Here is a 14232-nt window from a genome sequence, read left to right on the forward strand (position 1 = left end):
GCCCCACCCGACTGATCAGCGCCAGAGCGCGGTAGCCTGTTCCTTGAGCAGCCGCACGAACTGCGGTGCTTCCACTGGCGGGCTGATCAGGTAGCCCTGGATCTCGTCGCAACGCTGGCTGCGCAGGAAGCTCAGCTGCTCGCTGTTCTCCACGCCCTCGGCGACCACTTTCAGCTCCAGGCTGTGGGCCATGGCGATGATCGCGCGGGTAATGGCGGCGTCCTCGCTGCCGGCGGAGAGGTCACGGATGAAGGTCTGGTCGATCTTCACGTAGTCCACCGGGAAGCGCTTGAGGTAGCTCAGGGATGAATAGCCGGTGCCGAAATCGTCGATGGCCAGCTTCACGCCGAGCTGGCGCAACTGGTGGAAGGTGGCGATGACGTTCTCGACGTTTTCCAGCAGGTGGCTTTCAGTCAGCTCCAGCTCCAACAGGCGCGCCTGCAGACCGGTTTCCTCCAGCACCTGACGAACCAGGCTGACCAGGTTGCCCTGACGCAGTTGGTGCATCGACAGGTTCACCGAAACGCGGATGTCTGCCAGGCCCTGGCGCTGCCACTCACGGGCCTGCTGGCAGGCCTGGCGCAGCACGAATTCCCCGATCGGGGCGATCAGCCCGGTCTCTTCTGCCAGCCCGATGAAATCCCCAGGCGGTACCAGCCCCTGCTGCGGATGGCGCCAGCGCACCAGCGCCTCGGCGGCGTTCAGGCTGTTATCGGCCAGGCCCAGCTTCGGCTGATAGAAGACTTCCAGCTGGCCTTCCTCGATGGCCTTGCGCAGCTGGTTCTCCAGCTGCAGGCGCTCCAGGGTGCAGGCCTGCAGGTTGTCGGTGAAGAACTGGAAAGTGTTACCACCCAGGTGCTTGGCGTGCTGCATGGCCATGTTGGCCTGGCTGATGAGGGCGGAAATGTCGCGGGCGTTATCCGGCAGCAGGCTGATGCCAAGAGAGCCGCTGATTACCAGTTCGTGTCCGCCCACGGTCATCGGCATGCGCAGTTTGCCGAGCAGGCGACTGGCCTGGCGCGCCAGGCTGGCGGCGCTGCCATAGGCGTCGAGGATCAGAGCGAACTCATCGCCGGCCAGGCGTGCGATCGTGTCGGCTTCCGGCACCGCCTGGGTCAGGCGCCGGCTGACCTGGCGCAGCAGCTGGTCGGCTACTTCATGGCCGAGGCTATCGTTGAGCACCTTGAACCGGTCCAGGTCGATGTGCAGCAGCGCCAGGCTGCGGCCACTCTGGCGGGCACGCTGACTGGCCTCGTGAAGGCGATCCTTGAACAGGGTGCGATTGGCCAGCCCGGTGAGCTCGTCGTAACTGGACAGGTAGCGCAGGCGCTCCTCGGCCTCGCGGCGGGCGGTTAGGTCGGCGAAGAAGCCGACGATATGGCTGACATTGCCCCGCGAGTCGCGTACCACGTTGAGTTGCAGCCACTGGGGGTAGAGCTCGCCGCTCTTGCGCGCATCCACCAGTTCGCCTTGCCAGCTGCCGCTCTGCTCCAGCTCTTCACGGATCAGGTGATAGCGGCGGCGCGCCTCGCGGCTGCCAATGAGGGTAGCGACGCTGCGCCCGATGACTTCTTCCTGGCGATAACCGGTGACCTGGCTGAAGGCCGCGTTGGTCTGGATCACTCGGTAGTCGGGATCGAGGATAACGATTCCCTCGCTGGCCGCCTCGAACACCGTGGCCGCCAGGCGTTGCTCTTCATCGCGGACCTTGCGCGCCGTGATGTCACGGCGGGTGCCGAGCATTCGTAGCACCTTGCCGTCGCCATCGCGTTCCACCACCCGACCACGGTCCTCCACCCAAACCCAGTGGCCATCGTTGTGGCGCACCCGGTAGTCAATGGAATAGCCATCGGTGCGGCCCTTGAGGTGTTCGACCAGCGCCCGGCGCAACAGTGGCAGGTCGTCCGGGTGCAGGCGCGGCTTGAGGTCACTGAGCACACGGGTCACGTCCTCGGCCTCAATGCCAAAGATGGCCTTGAGCTGGGAGTGATGGACCTCATCCGTCTCCAGGTTCCAGTCCCACAGCCCCAGCTCGCTGGCCTCCAGCGCCAGTGCCAGGCGCGCCTCGCTCTTGGAGAGCGCATGGCTGGCGTCGGCCAGCTCCAGGGTGCGTTGGGCCACGCGCATTTCCAGCTCAGCGTGGGTGCGGCGCAACTCGCGTTCGGCACGACGGCGCTGCTCCACCTCGCGGGCCAGCTCTTCATTGAGGCCTTCGGCGCGACCCTTGGCTGCTTCCAGGTGACTGATCAGCGCCAGGTTCTGGAAGCGTTGCAGCAGGCTGCGCTGCACCAGCCGGTTGACCTGCCAGGCCACCACCATGAGCGAGGCAGCGAGTATCACCCCGAGCACGCCCCACCCACGGAGCAGCGGCGTATCGCCCAGCAACAGCCAGGTAATCGACGGCAGCAGGCAGGGCAAGGCGAAAGTCAGGAAGGCCGACAGGCTGACGGCGTAGGCGACACTGGCGGAGAGAATGGCAGCGGCAATCAGGCCATAGACCAGGGCCTGCTGCACAAAGGCGTCCGGCGGCACCAGCACCACGGCGGCGAAAGCCAGGGTCAGACCCGAAGCCCCCGCGCCGAGGAGAAAGGCGCGGCGCCAGCGTGGGCAGGCCTGCTGGGCGGGCTGGGCTTTCTTGAAGGCAGCCACCTGGGTCAGGCGCAGGACGGCCAGCAACACCAGCCAGGCCAGCCAGCCACCGAGCAGCAGGCTGTTGCCCGGCTCCCAGAGCAGATAGGCGCAGGCCAGGCCGTTGAGCAGCATGAACAGGGTCGGAACCTGGGAGCCCTGATAAAGAAGGCGCGTGCGTTCGGCCGCAATGTCGGTCGCGAACTGCTGGCGGATCTCGCGGTTGTCAGCCAGGGACAGGGCCGGGCCGACGGGCATTGAATTAGCGGTCATAGGCGCTTTTTTTGTAGTGGTCTGCCTAAGCGAGCCCGGAGCTTACCCGAGCGGGAAGAAGCTGCAATAGCTTTATGTGCGAGGTTCCAGACGAGCGTCCCCCAACTTTAGGAGGGTCTCTGGCACGGGGATCAGCGACCGCCCAGCTGACCATCCGGTCATCCGTTTGCCCTCCCCCGTCCACCTCCCTAGAATGCCGCGATGCGCGACGATCTCTCCCTCCTCCTGAACTCCCTCAACGACGCTCAACGCCAGGCCGTAGCGGCCCCGCTGGGGCGTCAACTGGTGCTTGCCGGCGCCGGTTCCGGCAAAACCCGCGTGCTGGTGCACCGCATCGCCTGGCTGATCCAGGTGGAGCAGGCTTCACCGCATTCGATCCTGTCGGTGACTTTCACCAACAAGGCCGCCGCCGAGATGCGCCAACGCATCGAGCAATTGCTGGGGATCAACCCGGCAGGCATGTGGGTCGGCACCTTCCACGGCCTGGCGCACCGCCTGCTGCGGGCCCATTGGCAGGAAGCCGGTCTGTCCGAGAACTTCCAGATCCTCGACGGCGATGATCAGCAGCGACTGGTCAAGCGGGTGATCCGCGACCTCGGCCTCGACGAGCAGCGCTGGCCGGCACGCCAGGCCCAGTGGTTCATCAACGGACAGAAGGACGAGGGCATCCGCCCGCAACACATCCAGGCCGGCGGCGATCTGTTCCTCGGCACCATGTTGAAAATCTACGAAGCCTACGAGGCCGCCTGTGCGCGCACCGGGGTGATCGACTTCTCTGAGCTGCTGCTGCGTGCCCTCGACCTCTGGCGCGACCGCCCGAGCCTGCTGGAGCACTACCAGCGGCGCTTCCGCCATGTACTGGTGGACGAGTTCCAGGACACCAACGCCGTGCAGTACGCCTGGCTGCGCCTGCTCGCCAAGGGCGGCCAGAGCCTGATGGTGGTAGGCGACGACGACCAGTCCATCTACGGCTGGCGTGGCGCGCGGATCGAGAACATCCAGCAGTTCTCCAGCGACTTCCCCGACACCGAGGTAATCCGCCTGGAGCAGAACTACCGCTCCACCGCGGGCATTCTCAAGGCCGCCAACGCCCTGATCGCCAACAATCAAGGGCGCCTGGGCAAGGAGCTCTGGACCGAGGGCGAAGAAGGCGAACCCATTGGCCTGTACGCCGCCTTCAACGAGCACGACGAAGCCCGCTACGTCGTGGAAAGCATCGAGAGCGCGCTGAAGGACGGCATGGCCCGCAGCGAAATCGCCATCCTCTACCGTTCCAACGCCCAGTCGCGGGTGCTGGAAGAGGCCCTGCTGCGGGAGAAGATTCCCTACCGCATCTACGGCGGCCAGCGCTTCTTCGAGCGCGCCGAAATCAAGAACGCCATGGCCTACCTGCGCCTTCTCGACGGCCGCGGCAACGATGCCGCGCTGGAGCGGGTGATCAACGTGCCGCCACGCGGCATCGGCGAGAAAACCGTGGAGAACATCCGCGAGTTCGCCCGCGTCAATGAAGTCGCGATGTGGGAAGCGATCCGCCTGATGCTCGCCAACAAGGCCCTGGCCGGCCGTGCCTCCAGCGCCCTGGCGGCCTTCATGGAGCTGATCGAGAACCTTGCCGCCAAGGCCCTCGACATGCCCCTGCACCTGATGACCCAGACCGTCATCGAGCAGAGCGGCCTGGTGGGCTACCACAAGGATGAGAAGGGCGAAAAAGGCCAGGCCCGGGTGGAAAACCTGGAAGAACTGGTCAGCGCCGCCCGCGCCTTCGAGAACGAAGAGCCCGAGGACGACCTCACGCCGCTGCAGGCCTTCCTCAGCCATGCCTCGCTGGAGGCCGGGGAAACCCAGGCCGACGCCTTCGAGGACAGCGTGCAGTTGATGACCCTGCACAGCGCCAAGGGCCTGGAGTTCCCGCTGGTGTTCCTGGTGGGCATGGAAGAAGGCCTCTTCCCGCACAAGATGAGCATGGAAGACCCGACCCGCCTGGAGGAAGAACGCCGCCTGGCCTATGTCGGCGTCACCCGTGCCATGCAGCGGCTGGTGCTGACCTACGCCGAAACCCGCCGGCTGTACGGCAGCGAGACCTATAACAAGGTCTCGCGCTTCGTTCGCGAGGTGCCGCCACAGCTGATCCGTGAAGTGCGGCTGAACAACAGCATCAGCCGCCCCATGGGTGCCGGCAGTCGCCACGGTTCCATCTTCGATGGCGCCGCCGTGCCGGAAACCCCCTTCTCACTGGGTCAGCGCGTCCAGCATGCGCTGTTCGGTGAAGGCACCATCCTCAACTTCGAAGGCGCCGGTGCCCAGGCACGGGTGCAGGTGAAGTTCGAGAGTGAGGGCAGCAAGTGGTTGATGCTGACCTACGCCAAACTGCAGCCGCTCTGACGCGAAGGTAGACACGCCCGGTAAGGGGCAGCATCGCTGCCCTGTGCGATCTCGAGGGCGAACCTACGCTCCGCTTGGCGATTGAAGTCGCCCCTACAACTGTTCCGCCCGTCCGATGCCCCTGCCGCCTCCTTTCGCTTGGCCATACTGAGTGGCGGAGGTACGTCCATGCCCCGCTCTCCCAGCGCCCAGCACATACTCGATTGCGCCCTGAACCTGGCCGACACCTGCGGTTGGGAGCGGCTTCACCTGTTCGAGGTGGCCAACGAGCTCGGCGTTGGCCTCGACGCCATCGCCAAACACTACAAACAGAAGGACGACCTGGTGGAGGCCTGGTTCGACCGCGCCGACCAAGCCTTGCTGGAACGCGGCAAGGGCAGCGACCTGCAGGCCCTGAACGCGGAAAAGCGCCTGGAAGAACTTCTTATCGCCTGGCTTGGCGCCCTGGCGTCGCACCGCTCGGTGACCGGGCAGATGCTGCTCTACAAGCTGGAGCCCGGTCATTTCCATTTGCAGGTGCTGGGCCTTTTGCGGGTCAGTCGCACGGTGCAGTGGTGGCGCGAAGCAGCACAGCGGGAAACCCTGCATCTGTGTCGCATCGCCGAAGAAAGCCTGTTGACTGGCGCCTACCTGCGCACCTTCATCCACTGGCTGCGTCACCCCATGGAAGACGAGGCCGACTTGCGCGCCCTGTTGCGCCAACAGTTGCGCTGCGGCCCCCTGGTGTTCCTACTGCGCAGATGAACGGTAAGCCCGGAAAAGGCCGACAGAGCTGTCCGACAAAATCCCGAAACACTCTGCCCCTAGCTATCGCGCGACTGACTGTGCAGCATGGCGCGCGTAGATTCATAACCAAGAGAAGCCTCTGATGCGCCGATTTCTCAGTATTGCCCTGGCCCTTTGCGTCAGCCTGACGCTCAGCCTGGATGTCAACGCCGCCAAGCGTATGGGTGGCGGCAAGTCCTTCGGCTCCGCGCCGACCCACCAGACCCGCCAGGCAGCTCCCGCCCAGCAAACCCCGAACGCTGCTGCCCCTGCTGCAGCCGGCAAACCCGCCGCCGCCGCGAGCGGTGCTTCCCGCTGGCTCGGCCCGCTGGCCGGCATCGCCGCCGGTGGCCTGCTCGCCTCCATGTTCATGGGCGACGGCTTCGATGGCATGCAGATCTTCGACTTCCTGATCATCGGCCTGATCGCCTTCCTGATCTTCCGCTTCCTGGCCGCGCGCAAACGTGCCCAGCAGCAGGGTCAGCCCGCCATGGCCGGCCATGCGCCGTTCCAGCGTGAAATGCCGCAGATGCCGCAGCAACAGCCCGCGTCGATCTTCGGCAGCGCCGCCCCGGTCGCCCAGCCCGCCTTCAATGCCCCGAGCTGGTTCAATGAGCAGCGCTTCGTCGAAGCCGGTCGCGAACACTTCATGGCCCTGCAGCAGCACTGGGACGCGGCCGAGATGGACAAGATCGCCGAGTTCGTCACCCCGCAGATGCTGAGCTTCCTCAAGGAAGAACGCGCCAGCCTGGGCGACGCCTACCAGTCCACCTACGTCGACAACCTGCAAGTTCAACTGGATGGCATTGACGAACTGGCCGACAAGACTGTCGCTACCCTGACCTTCAACGGCGTCTCCAAGTCTTCCCGCTTCGACCAGGGTGAAGTCTTCAGCGAAAGCTGGCGCATGGAGCGCGTCAACGGCGACAACCAGCCTTGGCTGGTGGCAGGCATCCGCCAGAACTGATCGCTTCTGCAATGAAAAACCCGGGCTTGTCCCGGGTTTTTCTTTTCACTGATGGCGACCGCCCCCCCTGCGCCAGCGCCGACGCGCAAGGGAGCGGCGGAACCAGAAGGGCGGCGGAATAGGCGGTCGAACGCCCTTGAGTTTCTTCATGATTCAGCGAGCCCGATCTTTTCCGAAGCGCAGCCGATCATCGCCCTAATGGCAGAGCTCGCAGACTTCGGCATGAGGCACCAGCTTCAGGTACTCATCCATGCGCATGTGCACCAGGTTCTGGTGATCGCCGGCTTCCAGGTAGATGTCCCGTTGCCGGGTCAGTTGCGGGTCCACCAGCATGTTCATGCCATACGGCTCGCCCAGGGCCGGCACGGCGCCCAGTTCGCAGTCCTTGAACAGGCGGGATAGATCGGCTTCGTGGGTGAGTTGCCAGATCTTGGCATCCTTGCGCACCTTGCCCATGTCCAGATGGCGGCTGGCAGGCACCACTGCCATGAGGAAATGGCCTTGGCGGTCGTCGAGGATTACTGTCTTGGCCAGGCGCTCGGCGGGGATATTGGCGACGCGTGCCGACTCCAGGCTGGTGGCCGAGTGCGGGTGTGGCACCAGATCGAATTCGGCATGGGCACGCTCCAGGCTGCGCTGCAGGGTTGCGGCCATTCGCATGTTGCACCTCCTGTGGATAACCAGGGATCGGAAGCTGCCTCGGGCAGCCGGATCAGTGCACAAAGTTTAGCCAGCGTGTCCGGCCGGGCTGAAGCAGTTGGTGCTGAACAGGGCCGCCATTAGCAGCCCCGGGCCTAAGCGCGGCGCATGCCGATATGAGGAATGCCGTCGTCGAGGTACAGCTCGGTCACCGGCAAGAAGCCATAGCGGCCGTAGTAGCCCTGCAGGTGCGCCTGGGCGGAGAGATACACCGGCATGCCCGGCCAGCGTTTGCCGGCTTCGTCCAGGGCCCGTTCCATCAACCCGTGGCCCAAGCCGCGGCCGCGCGCCTCGGCGGCACTGACCACCCGTCCGATCACGACATCGCCGCCCTGGGTGGTCGGGTCCAGCAGGCGCAGGTAGGCCAGGAGCGTGCCCTGTTCCCAGGCCATCACATGGCAGGTGCCGGCTTCCAGGTCCTGGCCGTCGACATCCAGGTAGGGGCAGCTCTGCTCCACCACGAACACCTGGCAGCGCAGGGCTAGAAAACAGTAGAGCTCGCGGGTATCGAGTTCGCTGTGGTGCTTGCAGGTCCAGGTGATCGCCATGATGGGGGCCTCGACAAACGGATTGGCAACAGAATGTCCGCCACGTTACGACAAGGCTTTTTTCTTCCCAAGCCCGGCTACTGTATAAAGCGCATCCCAATGCATGAGGGCCTGTCGCCATGGAAGAAGTCATCGAACAACTGCGCGAACTCAACGAGCCTGTGCCGGTTCCCCTGGAGCTGCCGGACGAAGAGCAGTTGGTGGAGATCGAGGAGCAGCTGTTGATCAACCTGCCCTTCGAACTGCGCGAGTTCCTGCTCAAGGTCAGCGACGTGATCTACGGCCGCCTGGAGCCGGTGACCGTCACCGATCCGCAATCCCACACCTATCTGCCGGAAGTCGCCGCCGTCGCCTGGGACCTGGGCGTACCCCGCGACCTGGTGCCGCTCTGCCAGGACGGCCGTGACTACTACGTGGTCGATGGCGAAGGCGAAGTGGTGCTGTGGGACGGCGACGAAGGCGAGCTCACCGACGAGAGCTGGGACTCGGTCTGGCATTGGGCCCGGGACGTCTGGCTGACCAGCTGACCGAAGACGCTCATGCCCCGCGGGAGCGAGCCAGCTTCGCTCCCGCGAGGGACGTCATCAGCCGCTGCGGGCCTGGGCGAAGTCCAGTTCCAGCAGGTTGAGGAGGAATTGGCCGAAGTAGGAAAGATCCTGCTCGATAGCAACGCGCGCGGCCTTGCCGTCGCCCGCCTGCAACGCCTTGTAGGCGTCCTCGTGAAAGTCGTTGAGACGCAACGACAGGTCTGCCTCGGTGAACAGGCGATTGAAGAAGGGGCCGACCTGCAGCCAGAGCGTTTCGATGGTCCGCAGCAGGATGGGGTTGCCACAGGCGCCGTAGAGCACCCGATGGAACCGGCTGTTGTCGGTCAGGTAGCCCTGTACGTCGCGTTGTTCGATGGCGATATCCATGCGCTCCATGCACCCCCGCAGGACATCCAGCTCATCGCGGGAGAGCTGGCCCGCGGCCGCTTCTACGGCCATGCCCTCCAGCGCCATGCGCACCTGGAATATATGCTTGAAGCGTTCACGGGTCATCGGCGGCACGCGCACCGAGCGCTGTGGCTCGCCCTCCAGGGCACCTTCAGCCACCAGGCGCTGCAAGGCGGCGCGCACCGGCATCGGGCTGGTGCCCCAGGCAGCCGCGAGATCGCGGATCTTCAGGCGCTCGCCGGGTTTGAACTGGCCTGCCAGCAGGCCCTCGCGTAGTCGTTGGTAAAGCTGTTCCTGCAGGTTCTCGGCCATGGGCATATCACCGTGCAGGGGCCGGCGGCGCCGGCAGTTGGTTCAGGGTCAGGCTGCAGTTACGCATGGTTTTGGTCGCCTTCTGTTGTGGGTAGTGGCCTGGACCACGGGGCGAATCCGGACCAGAGGAGGCTTTCCCTCCGGCCTTTCGCTCTACCCTGTGATCACAAATCAGGTTTCACGTTAAATTTCAGCGCCTTTTTTCGCAAGTCTTGACAGAATTGTGATCACAAAACACGATGTGCGGAAATTCGAACGAGGTGTTCAATATGACTGCCAGTGGAATCAGCCAAGCCGCCGTGGAAACCTTCGCCGCCCGCGAGCGCGCCCGCTTCCTCGAGCGCAACCCGAAATCCGTCGCACTCGCTGAACGCGCGCACAAGTCCCTCTACGCCGGCGTGCCGATGCACTGGATGGCCGACTGGTCCACGCCCTGCTCGCTGTTCGTCGAGCGCGCCAAGGGGGCCCGCTTCTACGACGTCGATGGCCACGAGTACATCGACTTCTGCCTGGGCGACACCGGCACAATGTTCGGTCACTCGCCGGACCCGATCGCCCGCGCCATCGCCGAGCAGGCCGACAACGGCCTGACCACCATGCTGCCAGGCGAGGATGCCGTGGTTTGCGGCGAGCTGCTGGCCCAGCGCTTCGGCCTGCCCTACTGGCAGGTGACCGCCACCGCCACCGACTCCAACCGCTATGTGCTGCGCTGGGCCCGCGCCATCACCGGGCGCAAGACCCTGCTGGTGTTCGACGGCTGTTACCACGGCACCGTGGACGACGTGATGGTGCGCTGCCGCGATGGCGAGACCGTGCACCGCTCCGGGCTGGTCGGCCAGGCCTACGACCTGACCCAGTACAGCCGCGCCGTTCCCTTCAACGATGTCGAGGCGCTGGAGGCCGCGCTGGCCCAGGGCGACGTCTGTGCCCTGCTCTGCGAGCCGGCGATGACCAACATCGGCATGGTCCTGCCCGATCCGGGCTTCATGCAAAAGTGCCGCGAGCTGACCCGCAAATACGGCACACTGCTGATCATCGACGAAACCCACACCATCTCCACCAACATCGGCGGCTGCACCCGGCTGTGGAACCTCGACCCGGACTTCTTCGTGGTCGGCAAACCCATCGCTGGCGGCGTGCCTTGCGGCATCTTCGGCTGCAGCGCGGAGATGGCCGACAGGATGCTCGCCTCGCGCAAGCAGGCCCAGCAGGACAGCCATGGCCACGGCCACAGCGGCATGGGCACCACGCTCTCGGCCAACGCCCTGGCCATGCACTGCATGCGCGCCAACCTCGAACAGGTGATGACCCAGGCGGCCTACGACCACATGCTGCCACTGGCCAAGCGCCTGGCCGATGGCTTCCGCAACCTGATTGCGAAGCACGCCCTGAAGTGGTCGGTGACCGAACTGGGCGCACGCAGCGAATTCCAGTTCTGCCCGGTGTCGCCGCGCACCGGCGCCGAGGCCGAGGCCGCGTTCCACGATGAGCTGCAGATGGCCCTGCACCTCTACCTGATCAACCGCGGCATCCTGATCACGCCGTTCCACAACATGACCCTGTGCTGCCCGGCCACCACCGCCGCTGACGTGGACAAGTTGATTGTCACCCTGGACGAGGCCATCACCGAACTGCTGGCGATCCCTGGCGCCCGCGAATGATCCGTAGGGTGGATGACGCTCTTTTCATCCACCAACACCCAACCCCGGTGGATGGATAAAGCGCCCTCCACCCTATGCGAGAACGACCATGCAATTCGCCGATCCCCAGGAAGCCCGCGACTTCCTCGAACGCCACCCCGAAGTGCGCAGCATCGAACTGATGTTGATCGACGCCAACGGCATCCCGCGCGGCAAGCTGCTGCACCGTGACGAGCTGCTGGCGATCTTCGAGAACGGCCGTCCGCTGCCCAGCTCCATCCTCTCGCTGACCATCCAGGGCGAGGACGTCGAAGCCAGCGGCCTGGTCTGGGAAGTCGCCGACGCCGACTGTTGGACCTACCCGGTGCCCGGCTCGCTGACCCTGCAACCCTGGCGCACTACACCCACCGGCCAGGTGCAGGTAAGCATGCACCCGACCCAGGGCCTGCCGGCCACCCCCGGTGATCCGCGTCATGTGCTGGCAGGCACCATCGAGCGCCTCAAGGCTGACGGCTACCACCCGGTGATGGCAGTCGAGCTGGAGTTCTACCTGCTGGACAAGCGCCGCGATGCCAACGGGCGTCCACAGCCGGCACTGCAGATGAATGGCGTGCGCCCGCAGGCGCCACAGGTCTATGGCGTCTACGAGCTGGAACAGCTGCAGCCCTTCCTCGACGACCTCTACGCGGCCTGCGAAGCCCAAGGCCTGCCGGTACGCACCGCCATTTCCGAGTACGCCCCCGGCCAGTTGGAGCTGACCCTCGAACACCGCTTCGACGCCCTTCGTGCGGTGGACGAAGGCGTCCGCTACAAGCGCCTGGTCAAAGGCGTGGCCAACAAGCACGGGCTGATCGCCTGCTTCATGGCCAAACCCTTCGGCGATCTGGCCGGCAGTGGCCTGCACATGCACGTGAGTCTGGCCGATGAGCAGGGCAACAACCTGATGGCCAGCGAGGACCCGCACGGTACCCCACTGCTGCGCCACGCCATCGGCGGCATGATGGCCACGCTCAACGACGCGCTGGCGATCTTCTGCCCCAACGCCAACTCCTACCGTCGTTTCCAGGCCAACAGCTACGCGCCGCTGGCGAAAAGCTGGGGCGTGAACAACCGTACCGTGTCCTTCCGCGTGCCCGGCGGCCCGGCCAATAGCCGCCACGTCGAGCACCGCATCTGCGGCGCCGACGCCAACCCCTACCTGGCTGCCGCCGCGATTCTCGCCGGCATCCACAAGGGCATTCGCGAGCAGATCGATCCGGGCGAGCCCATCGTCGGCAATGGTTACGAGCAAGCCAGGGAAACCCTGCCCACCGATTGGCTGACCGCCCTGCGCAATCTGGAGCAGTCGACCTGGGCCAGGGACGCCCTGGGCGAGGACTTCATGAAGATCTTCCTCGCCATCAAATGGGAGGAGTTCCGCCAGTTCGTCAGCGAAGTGGGCGAGCAGGACTGGCGCTGGTACCTGACCCACGCCTGACACCGCACTCGCGGTCCAGTGAAGTGCCCGGCCGGCCTGGCCGGGCGCTGAAGTTTGCCCGCCCGCCTGCTAGGCTCATCGGCATCCTCATTTCGTTCCGGGCCCGCCCAATGAAAGCTGCGATCCTCGCGCTGCTGTTGATGGTTCTCGGCGTCTGCCAAGCGGAGCCATTGCGCGTCGGCCTGGAAAGCCAGGACTACCTGCCTTACTACCGTGCACTCCCCGGCAAGCCGGCCGAAGGCTATGCCATCGCGCTTCTGCAGCGCTTCGCCATCGACCAGGGCCTGGCCCTTGAGCTGGAAGCCCTGCCAATCAACCGTCTGCACCGCAATCTGCAAACCACCGACCGGCTGATGCTGGTGTTTCCCGACAACCCCGCCTGGTCCCGCCAGCTCAAGGGCAATGCACGCCTGCATTACAGCCAACCGATCATCCGCATCGTCGACGGCAGCCTGGTGCTGCGCGAACATTTGGGACGGGGCATAGACGCCGTACGACGCCTGGGCACCGTACGCGGCTTCACCCCCGAGGCCTGGCAGGACCGCCTGCGCGACGGCCAGGTGCAATTGGTGGAGGCCAGCGATATCGGCGCGCTGGTACGCATGCTGCTGCGCCTGCGCATCGACGCCATCTATGCCAACCCGGAAGTGCTGCACCACTACCTGGACGCGAATACCAATCTGGGTGGCGATCGCCTGCTGCTGGACCCGGAACTGCCATTTGCGAAAACCGCGTTCCACGCCAGCAGCCTGAAGCATCCGGAGTTACTGGAAGCCTTCGACCGCTTCCTGATCGAGCAAAGCGAGGAACTGGCCCAGTTACGCAGGCAGCATGGCCTGGCCTGCGGTCCCAGCGACCTGGCGGAGGAATACCCGGCCTGCCAGCAACCCGATGCCGCGCCCTGACCGCGCGGTTATCCACAGCCAGCCCGGCGTAGCGTGATTATCCCCTGTGGCGCCCAGGCGCCAGCCTGCGTCTATCTCAGACCGCCCCCACTACCGACGAGGCCAACATGGAACCCGGAACCGCACATCTTTCGATGACCGTCTTAATGACCCCGGACATGGCCAACTTCTCCGGCAACGTCCACGGCGGCACCCTGCTCAAATATCTCGATGAAGTCGCTTACGCCTGCGCCAGCCGCTATGCCGGGCGCTACGTGGTCACCTTGTCGGTGGATCAGGTGATCTTCCGCGAACCCATCCATGTCGGCGAGCTTGTGACATTCCTCGCCTCGGTGAACTACACCGGCAACACCTCCATGGAGGTGGGTATCAAGGTGGTCACCGAGAACATCCGCGAACGTTCGGTCCGCCATACCAACAGCTGCTTCTTCACCATGGTCGCCCTGGACGACGAACGCCGCCCGGCACAAGTACCGCCCTTGCAGCCAGAAACCACCGACGAGAAGCGCCGATTCGCACAAGCCCAGCAGCGCCGCCAGATTCGCCAGGAGCTGGAACAGCGCTATCAGGAAATGCGCGAGGGCAACTGAGCCTTCGCGTTTCCACACTGCTCCCCAGAATCAGTGGAAGGGCCTGTGGATAAGATGTAGACCAAGCTCCAGACCCCGCACCACGTGTGCCTTGCCGCTATCCGGCTATTT

General features: G+C 64.9%; 12 protein-coding genes. 8 read left to right on the forward strand and 4 right to left on the reverse strand.

Features of this window, described 5'->3' with window-relative positions:
• Positions 1-15: 15 nt before the first annotated feature.
• Positions 16-2886 (reverse strand): EAL domain-containing protein, encoded by a 2871-nt coding sequence (locus tag AAHM40_RS10975; RefSeq protein ID WP_446731563.1) that lies wholly within the window; start codon positions 2884-2886, stop codon positions 16-18.
• Positions 2887-3102: 216 nt separating this feature from the next.
• Between AAHM40_RS10975 and uvrD the strand changes: the two genes are divergently transcribed.
• The 3 genes from uvrD (at position 3103) to AAHM40_RS10990 (ending at position 7015) form a co-directional block, all read left to right on the forward strand.
• Entirely contained in the window at positions 3103-5283 is a 2181-nt protein-coding gene (uvrD, locus tag AAHM40_RS10980; protein ID WP_342244669.1) for a DNA helicase II, read from the forward strand.
• 168 nt (positions 5284-5451) lie between these two features.
• Entirely contained in the window at positions 5452-6027 is a 576-nt protein-coding gene (locus AAHM40_RS10985; RefSeq protein WP_342244670.1) for a TetR/AcrR family transcriptional regulator, read from the forward strand.
• 124 nt (positions 6028-6151) lie between these two features.
• Entirely contained in the window at positions 6152-7015 is an 864-nt protein-coding gene (locus AAHM40_RS10990; RefSeq protein WP_342244671.1) for a Tim44 domain-containing protein, read from the forward strand.
• Positions 7016-7210: 195 nt separating this feature from the next.
• Here the strand turns inward: AAHM40_RS10990 and AAHM40_RS10995 are convergent, their stop codons facing one another.
• On the reverse strand, positions 7211-7675 hold the full coding sequence (locus tag AAHM40_RS10995; RefSeq protein WP_342244672.1) for an aminoacyl-tRNA deacylase: 465 nt from the start codon (positions 7673-7675) through the stop codon (positions 7211-7213).
• Positions 7676-7809: 134 nt separating this feature from the next.
• Positions 7810-8262, reverse strand: a complete 453-nt coding sequence (locus AAHM40_RS11000; protein ID WP_342244673.1) for a GNAT family N-acetyltransferase — start codon at positions 8260-8262, stop codon at positions 7810-7812.
• Positions 8263-8381: 119 nt separating this feature from the next.
• On the opposite strand from AAHM40_RS11000, the gene AAHM40_RS11005 reads away from it, so the two are divergent.
• Complete coding sequence (locus tag AAHM40_RS11005; RefSeq protein ID WP_028626972.1) at positions 8382-8789, forward strand: SMI1/KNR4 family protein; 408 nt, start codon at positions 8382-8384, stop codon at positions 8787-8789.
• A 57-nt stretch (positions 8790-8846) separates the two neighbouring features.
• Here the strand turns inward: AAHM40_RS11005 and AAHM40_RS11010 are convergent, their stop codons facing one another.
• Positions 8847-9509, reverse strand: a complete 663-nt coding sequence (locus AAHM40_RS11010; RefSeq protein ID WP_342244674.1) for a GntR family transcriptional regulator — start codon at positions 9507-9509, stop codon at positions 8847-8849.
• 269 nt (positions 9510-9778) lie between these two features.
• Between AAHM40_RS11010 and AAHM40_RS11015 the strand changes: the two genes are divergently transcribed.
• The 4 genes from AAHM40_RS11015 to AAHM40_RS11030 all read left to right on the forward strand — a co-directional run bounded on the left by AAHM40_RS11015 (position 9779) and on the right by AAHM40_RS11030 (position 14121).
• On the forward strand, positions 9779-11170 hold the full coding sequence (locus AAHM40_RS11015; RefSeq protein ID WP_342244675.1) for an aspartate aminotransferase family protein: 1392 nt from the start codon (positions 9779-9781) through the stop codon (positions 11168-11170).
• 88 nt (positions 11171-11258) lie between these two features.
• Positions 11259-12626 (forward strand): glutamine synthetase family protein, encoded by a 1368-nt coding sequence (locus tag AAHM40_RS11020; RefSeq protein ID WP_342244676.1) that lies wholly within the window; start codon positions 11259-11261, stop codon positions 12624-12626.
• A 110-nt stretch (positions 12627-12736) separates the two neighbouring features.
• Positions 12737-13531 carry a substrate-binding periplasmic protein gene (locus AAHM40_RS11025; RefSeq protein ID WP_342244677.1) on the forward strand — a complete coding sequence of 265 codons (795 nt, stop codon included), beginning with the start codon at positions 12737-12739 and terminating at the stop codon, positions 13529-13531.
• Positions 13532-13638: 107 nt separating this feature from the next.
• Positions 13639-14121: an acyl-CoA thioesterase gene (locus tag AAHM40_RS11030; RefSeq protein WP_028626977.1), complete on the forward strand. Its 483-nt coding sequence runs from the start codon at positions 13639-13641 to the stop codon at positions 14119-14121.
• Positions 14122-14232: the final 111 nt, after the last annotated feature.

It is taken from the genome of Pseudomonas sp. OTU5201 (genome assembly GCF_038440135.1).
Classification (GTDB): Bacteria; Pseudomonadota; Gammaproteobacteria; order Pseudomonadales; family Pseudomonadaceae; genus Metapseudomonas; species Metapseudomonas resinovorans.

Coding starts and splice junctions, on each gene's coding strand:
- AAHM40_RS10975 (WP_446731563.1), bottom strand. CDS start 2,886: ATGCCCGTCGGCCCGGCCCTGTCCCTGGCTGACAACCGCGAGATCCGC.
- uvrD (WP_342244669.1), top strand. CDS start 3,103: ATGCGCGACGATCTCTCCCTCCTCCTGAACTCCCTCAACGACGCTCAA.
- AAHM40_RS10985 (WP_342244670.1), top strand. CDS start 5,452: ATGCCCCGCTCTCCCAGCGCCCAGCACATACTCGATTGCGCCCTGAAC.
- AAHM40_RS10990 (WP_342244671.1), top strand. CDS start 6,152: ATGCGCCGATTTCTCAGTATTGCCCTGGCCCTTTGCGTCAGCCTGACG.
- AAHM40_RS10995 (WP_342244672.1), bottom strand. CDS start 7,675: ATGCGAATGGCCGCAACCCTGCAGCGCAGCCTGGAGCGTGCCCATGCC.
- AAHM40_RS11000 (WP_342244673.1), bottom strand. CDS start 8,262: ATGGCGATCACCTGGACCTGCAAGCACCACAGCGAACTCGATACCCGC.
- AAHM40_RS11005 (WP_028626972.1), top strand. CDS start 8,382: ATGGAAGAAGTCATCGAACAACTGCGCGAACTCAACGAGCCTGTGCCG.
- AAHM40_RS11010 (WP_342244674.1), bottom strand. CDS start 9,509: ATGGCCGAGAACCTGCAGGAACAGCTTTACCAACGACTACGCGAGGGC.
- AAHM40_RS11015 (WP_342244675.1), top strand. CDS start 9,779: ATGACTGCCAGTGGAATCAGCCAAGCCGCCGTGGAAACCTTCGCCGCC.
- AAHM40_RS11020 (WP_342244676.1), top strand. CDS start 11,259: ATGCAATTCGCCGATCCCCAGGAAGCCCGCGACTTCCTCGAACGCCAC.
- AAHM40_RS11025 (WP_342244677.1), top strand. CDS start 12,737: ATGAAAGCTGCGATCCTCGCGCTGCTGTTGATGGTTCTCGGCGTCTGC.
- AAHM40_RS11030 (WP_028626977.1), top strand. CDS start 13,639: ATGGAACCCGGAACCGCACATCTTTCGATGACCGTCTTAATGACCCCG.